Raw genomic sequence first — 5,764 nt, forward strand, 5'->3', positions numbered from 1 at the left:
CAATTCACCCGGCATGCAGCGCGCATCCCCCTGCACCGAAACGACACCATCAAAGGCCGCCGGATAAACCGGATCACCTCGCGCGGGAGCCGAGGCGACCACGAGGCTCCCGGCCTGCAAAAGCCGCTCGGTCGCAACAGACAGTTCAACCGAAGACCGGGCGATGCCAAACGAGCAAAGCACGATGTCCGGCGGGTCCTGTACAAGCCGGTCCAGCGCAGTACAGACGTCGTCGAGCGAAGCCGAAAGCCTGCCGGGGAAAACCACGGCGTTCACGAGGGCAAACTGACCGGCACAGGCCTCAAACGTCCGCGCCATGGCAATCGCATGCTCCTGTGCAAGTGGAAGCCCGTCCGGCTCGCAGCACCAGAACTGACCGGAAAGTTCTGGCCAGTCAGGCGGCAAGGCGCCGTCGATCAGACCGATCCGGATCATGTCCCCTGCCCTTTTCCGGATGCCAACCGGTCGAGGTCGATTTCAGCGTCGAAATCCCCATAGCGCCCGGCCTCGCCGTGGGTCACGATCACCCTGGTGCAATGACCGAAACGGGCATCGATGGCCGCCATGATCCGGCTGACCCGGTCTGCATCCACTTCAGACAGGCATTCGTCCAGAACAAGGACCCTGAACGGCTGCAGGAGCGCCCGGGCGAGGCACAGGCGCTGGCGTTCGCCTCCGGACAGGTCAAGCCCGCCCTCTCCCAGCCTTGTGCCGAGACCTTCCTTTTCAACCCGGCCGTCCAGCTCGACGAGCTGCAAAACCCCGAGCATCTCCGCATCGCTGGCCGTTGGTTGGCCAAGACGCAGATTGTCGGCGACGGTTCCGGAGAAAACATGCCCTTTTTGCGGAACCAGCGTCACGACACGGCGCAGGTCTTCAAGCGCCAGGTGGCGCAGGTCGACACCATCCAGAAGAACGACACCCGTCTTCGGATCGTCATGGCGCTGCAGCAGGCACAGAAGAGAGGATTTTCCAATCCCCGACGGTCCAGTCAACCTGACCTTCTGGCCGGCGGCGATGGTCACGCTCACTTCTTCAAAGAGAGGAGCGCCCGCGTCCGGGGAATAGGCAACGCCGGTCAGGACAAGCTCGCCTCCTCCTTCACCGAGTTTCCGGGGCACGGCGGGGTCACGGACATCCGGCGTCGCACTCATGATCGCGTCGAGCCTGTCGAGCGCCGCTTTCATGCGCGCCTGCCCGTGCCAGAGTGAAATCAGCGACTGCATCGGCCCGATCAGAAAGCCGAGATAGGCGGTGAAGGCGATCAGCGACCCAAGCGGCATCGTGCCGTCGATGACGGCAAGACCGCCGACCAGAAAGACCGCACCGCGCAGGAGTGCGGTCAGCACCATAGGTACCGAACGGGTGATTTCGTTCCACATTTGCGCCGACATCAGCGCGGAGATGAGGCCCTGTTGCCGCTTTTCGATCTGCGCTCTGGCCGCCTGAGTGGCATTGAGCGCCCGGAGCGCGCCGAGGCCGGTAATGGTCTCGGCAAGGCCGGAGGCAAGCTGCCCGCGCGCCTGCCGGACGTCCCGTGCCCTGGCATGAGTGACCGGCCGGGCCCTGGCAAAGAAGACAAGCTCCACCGGCGCGAGCGCCACGGCAAGAAGCGCAAGTTTGGGTGCCAGCACGAACAGCATGACCAGCCCGCCGATGAGCCGCAGGAGACTGCCGCCACCGTTGACGAGAGCGGCAAAGGTGAACTGCTGCACCTCACCGGCATCGCCATCAAGACGGCTCATCAGCTCGCCGGTCTTCTGCCGGGCCTGCCAGCGGGGCGATTGCGCGAGGATCCGGCCGACGGCAGCGCGGCGCAAGTCCGCGAGCAGTCTCGCCGAAAACCGCAGGTGAAACAGGGAATTGACGCTGCCAAGCGCAAGGGCGGCCAGTCCAACCGCGAAAAGGGCAATGCTGAACCCGATCAGCGCCTGCTTGTCGCCGGCCATCAACCCGCGGTCGATCACCAGCTTGGTGAGATAGGGAGGGATGAGGGCTGTCCCGGCGGAAACCAGTGACAGGGCAAAGAGCGCCGTCAATGGCCCGCGATAGGGTGCAACCAACGGCATCAGCCAGCCCGCTTCACGGGCACCGAAAAGGCGGTTGAAGAGGCTGCGCAGCGGGGAAGGCCCTGCTCCTGCCGTCCCCGCTTTTGCAGCTCCCGTCAATGACACCGTCTGTTTCATCTACCCGATTGCTTTCCTGGTGCGCTGCTCCCCCATTGTCATCCCCGCTTTTGCGGGGATGACAGCTGCGGTGATGGCGTACGGCCTAGCTTCCTGTGCTGATCACATGCAGCGTGCCTGCGGCCATGTCGCCGCCGGACGGCAGCCAGACCTCGCCGATACGCTCCAGTGTGTCGGCGTCATAGATGCCGATGTCGTCGTTGGTGCCGCCGACATAGATCTCCTTGCCGTCGGAAGAGATGTTGATGCAGTAGTAGGTGTGCGGCAGGTCGACCCGCTTGATCAGTTCCTTGGTGGCAAGATCATGCTTGGAGAGTTGGGTATAGACCCCGTAGAGCTTGGTCTTGTCGTTCGGATCGCGCACCGCGGAGAACATGATCACTTCGAAACTGGCGAAGTCCTCGATCGAGCTCTCTCCCGTGGTGAGATCGACCGCCTCATAGCCCCAGACGAAGTCGGCAAGTTCGCTCTGGGTTTCGTCCGTGAATTTCGCCGCCGAATAGAGCAACATGAACTCGTCCGCCTGGCTGCCGATCGGCCAGAAGGCCAGAACGTCCGGCGGAGAATAAGTCGGCCTGTCCCAGGAGGCATTCTTGATCTTGACAGAGAACTCGCCTGTTTTCGGATCGATGGCATAGATCTCGTGGCCCGCCGCGTAGAGCGTGCCTTTCCGGTCCGTCGCCATCACCGTCATGCGGCGGGGGGCCGGAAAGGTGCGCACAGGCGCAGCATTCTGCCCGGCGCTGGTGTCATAAACCGCCAGTTCCGGCTCCAGCACTTCATAGCGGTCGGCCAGGATACGGACCGGGTTGCGGATGGTGTAGAGCTCCTTGCCATCCTTGGAAACGGCCAGAGAAGCGATGGTCTTGCGCCGGATATCGCCTTCGGATTGATGAGCTGAGAACACCGTCTTGCACGTCGCCAGTTCCACACCGAAGACGTCCTCCCAGCGGTTGCCGAGAATATAGGCGATGGTGTTGTCCGGCGACATGACGATCACGCCGGGTATGAGGTTGAAATCGAGCTTGCAGTCGGTTTCGACTGACCGGGCCTTGGCATCGACCACATAAAGCCTGTCCGGTTTGGCGACCGTGACGATCAGGTCCCTGGCCTGCGCGGGCAGCGCGGCGAGCCCGATGCAGAGCGCGGCCGTGGTTGCTGCGATAAGGTTTCGCATTGGATGTCTCCTCAGTCTTTTTGGCACGCGCCGTTCAGGTTTCGCTGTCCGACGGGAAAACGGTCCCGAGCGAGCGCCAGTCCTTTGCGGCGTTGTCGGCATCGGCACCCCAGTCCTTGTGGGAATTGATCGTGTCCGGCACCTGGGCCGGCCACCAGCATGGATCGGAACAGCCGTAGAGGTCCGCCTCCATCGGCTGGCAGAGCGCGGCGACGCCCCCGAAGGGGTCCACTTCCCAGCCCGGGTCGAGGGTCGAAGTGCAGCCGGCCACGACGGTTTGCATGGCCCGGACTTCGTCCATCTTGTCGGTGTCGACCGCCTTGACGACCCGATCGGCCTTCTGGTTCAGGGGTTTCAGGTGTCTCATTTTCCGAATGCCCTCCGAGGCATGATGTGATCTGAAAAGAATGCCGGTGCGCCCGCGATCAGGTCGCCATAGACGCCGATGCCGAAATCGACCCAGTCGCGCATGAGATCGCAATAGTGATAGGTCGGCTTCATCGGATCGGAGAAATGGGCGTAGCTTTCGTGGTAACAGCCGCCGGCGCAGATGTTGCGGATGCGGCAGGTCGAGCAGCCCTTGTCGGTCCGGTCCGCCCGGTCCTCGATGAAGCGGGCCAGTTTCTGCTTTTCGATGCCCGTCTCGACCGTTCCATAGGTATCCATGTCCGATCCGGTGAACCGGTGACAGAGATTGAGCCCGCCCTCATGATCGACGGCCAGCATGCCGAGCCCCGCCCCGCAGGGCAGCGCCTTGGACCGGCCTTCATAGAGATCGGTCATCAGCTGGTGCATGTTCGAAAAGCCGATATTGCGGCCCTTGAGCGCCTCGTCGCGATAATGCCGTCCAAGCCGCTTCATCTCCTCGAAGACGGTCACCAGCTCGTCACCGGTCAGGTTGAACGGCGCAAACGGCCCGGAAGTCACCGGCGAGAAACCGACCTCGTGAAAGCCGATTTCATTCTTCAGGTGATCCCAGATGTCATAGACGGCAGTCACACCGTGGGTCAGGGTTACCCGCCCGCCGACCGGACGGGAGCTGTAGCGCTCCAGCAGCATCCGGGTCTTGGACGCCACGACATCGTAGGTGCCCTTGCCGCCGATGGTCTTTCGGTTCTTGTCATGAAGCGCCTTGGGGCCGTCCATCGACACGGTCAGACCGAAACGGTGGGCGTTCAGCCAATCGACGATCTCCTCGGTGAGCAGTGTCGCATTGGTGGTGAGCGTGAAGTCCACCCGCTTGCCGAGGCTGGCGAACCGGTCTTCGGCATAGGCGACGACTTCGCGGATGAGCGCAAGATTGCTCAAGGGTTCCCCGCCGAAAAACACCACGTTGTAGCTGTCCCGGTCGGGACTTTCGGCAAGGAGCAGCTCGATCGAGCGCTTGGCCGTTTCGAACGCCATGCGCCGGCCCTTGGACGGCGTGTCGAGATCCTCCTTGTAACAATAGGTGCAGGATAGATTGCAGCCCGTGTTGACGTTGAGAACGATCGTCGTCAGCGGAAAGTTCTCGATATGGATCGGCGGCCGCTCCGCCCTCGGCGGGCGGCCGTCGGTGATGATGTCGAGATCGAGCAGGGAGCGGATCCGCTCGGTGACGAGTTCGGGATCGACCCGCCCCCCGAAGCGTTCCCGCACATCGGCTTCCGACACTTTCGACCGGTCTCGGAAGAGGTCGATCACATCATTGTCGAGCCGGTCGATTTCGAAGAGCGACGTCGTCGGCACATGAAACAGAAGATGCCGTCCGTCGACCTCGACCCTGTGCGCGTTCTGCGGCTGAAAAAAGAGATATCCCATGGTCTTGCTCCTTCTCAGCGGATCGGCGGATCGTTCCAGCGCTGGACCGTGACGATGAGCTGACCTTCTCCGGTCGCCTCGCCGCTTGTCGCCAGCACCTTCAGATTGCCCGCATTGTTGGTGGAGAAGGGACGCTCGGGGTTCGGACCGGCGACCGCCGGTACGAAAATGCCAAGGCTCTCGTTCATCTTGCCGGCATATTCGGCATCCTTCAGCTGCTCCGCTTCCTCGTTGAACGGGGCGACCGACCAGGATGCGGGCACGACGCCGATGCGGATATCGTCCTCCGTTCCGGGCTGGCCGTCCGGGCCGTTCCAGTAACCGACCGCCTCGAAACGGGCCGGCACCTTGGCAGCCGATCCGCCGCCGCCGCCCACGCGGGCAACCGCGAAGGCCGGTTCCACCTTCAGGCTGTCGATATGGCTGTAAACGGCAAGACCGTCCTCCAGCGCCGTGCCTGCCGAAGCAACAGCGACGGCACCATCCACATCCTCAGCTGGACTGATGTCGATTGCTGCTCCGAAGGCATTGGCAGCACCGCCCGACGCCTCGACGGCTCCGGAAAGACCGACGCTGTCCAGGCCAGTCCCGACGATCTGCA

At 62.9% G+C, this 5,764-nt stretch carries 5 protein-coding genes and 1 pseudogene; all 6 read right to left on the bottom strand.

Annotated features, from left to right (window positions below):
- A partial coding sequence (locus ACQY7U_RS21455) for a hypothetical protein (RefSeq protein ID WP_428649104.1) occupies positions 1-435 on the bottom strand: 435 nt, incomplete at its 3' end.
- On the bottom strand, positions 432-2,186 hold the full coding sequence (locus tag ACQY7U_RS21460) for an ABC transporter ATP-binding protein (protein ID WP_428649107.1): 1,755 nt from the start codon (positions 2,184-2,186) through the stop codon (positions 432-434). The genes ACQY7U_RS21460 and ACQY7U_RS21455, both read right to left, overlap by 4 nt.
- Positions 2,187-2,271: 85 nt before the next feature.
- Positions 2,272-3,363, bottom strand: coding sequence for a quinohemoprotein amine dehydrogenase subunit beta (peaD, locus tag ACQY7U_RS21465; protein WP_428649110.1), 1,092 nt, complete (start codon positions 3,361-3,363; stop codon positions 2,272-2,274).
- Positions 3,364-3,397: 34 nt separating this feature from the next.
- Complete coding sequence (gene qhpC / locus ACQY7U_RS21470) at positions 3,398-3,730, bottom strand: quinohemoprotein amine dehydrogenase subunit gamma (RefSeq protein WP_428649113.1); 333 nt, start codon at positions 3,728-3,730, stop codon at positions 3,398-3,400.
- Positions 3,727-5,163 (bottom strand): quinohemoprotein amine dehydrogenase maturation protein, encoded by a 1,437-nt coding sequence (gene peaB, locus ACQY7U_RS21475; protein ID WP_428649116.1) that lies wholly within the window; start codon positions 5,161-5,163, stop codon positions 3,727-3,729. The genes qhpC and peaB overlap by 4 nt, the downstream gene beginning before the upstream one ends.
- A 14-nt stretch (positions 5,164-5,177) precedes the next feature.
- Positions 5,178-5,764: pseudogene (locus tag ACQY7U_RS21480) on the bottom strand (quinohemoprotein amine dehydrogenase subunit alpha); the annotation flags it as partial.

Origin of the sequence: Roseibium sp. (genome assembly GCF_050301095.1) — a bacterium.
In the GTDB taxonomy this organism is placed as follows: domain Bacteria; phylum Pseudomonadota; class Alphaproteobacteria; order Rhizobiales; family Stappiaceae; genus Roseibium.

Bases quoted from the DNA above. Each gene is read 5' to 3' on its own strand.
- ACQY7U_RS21460 (WP_428649107.1), bottom strand. From the start codon at position 2,186: ATGAAACAGACGGTGTCATTGACGGGAGCTGCAAAAGCGGGGACGGCA.
- peaD (WP_428649110.1), bottom strand. From the start codon at position 3,363: ATGCGAAACCTTATCGCAGCAACCACGGCCGCGCTCTGCATCGGGCTC.
- qhpC (WP_428649113.1), bottom strand. From the start codon at position 3,730: ATGAGACACCTGAAACCCCTGAACCAGAAGGCCGATCGGGTCGTCAAG.
- peaB (WP_428649116.1), bottom strand. From the start codon at position 5,163: ATGGGATATCTCTTTTTTCAGCCGCAGAACGCGCACAGGGTCGAGGTC.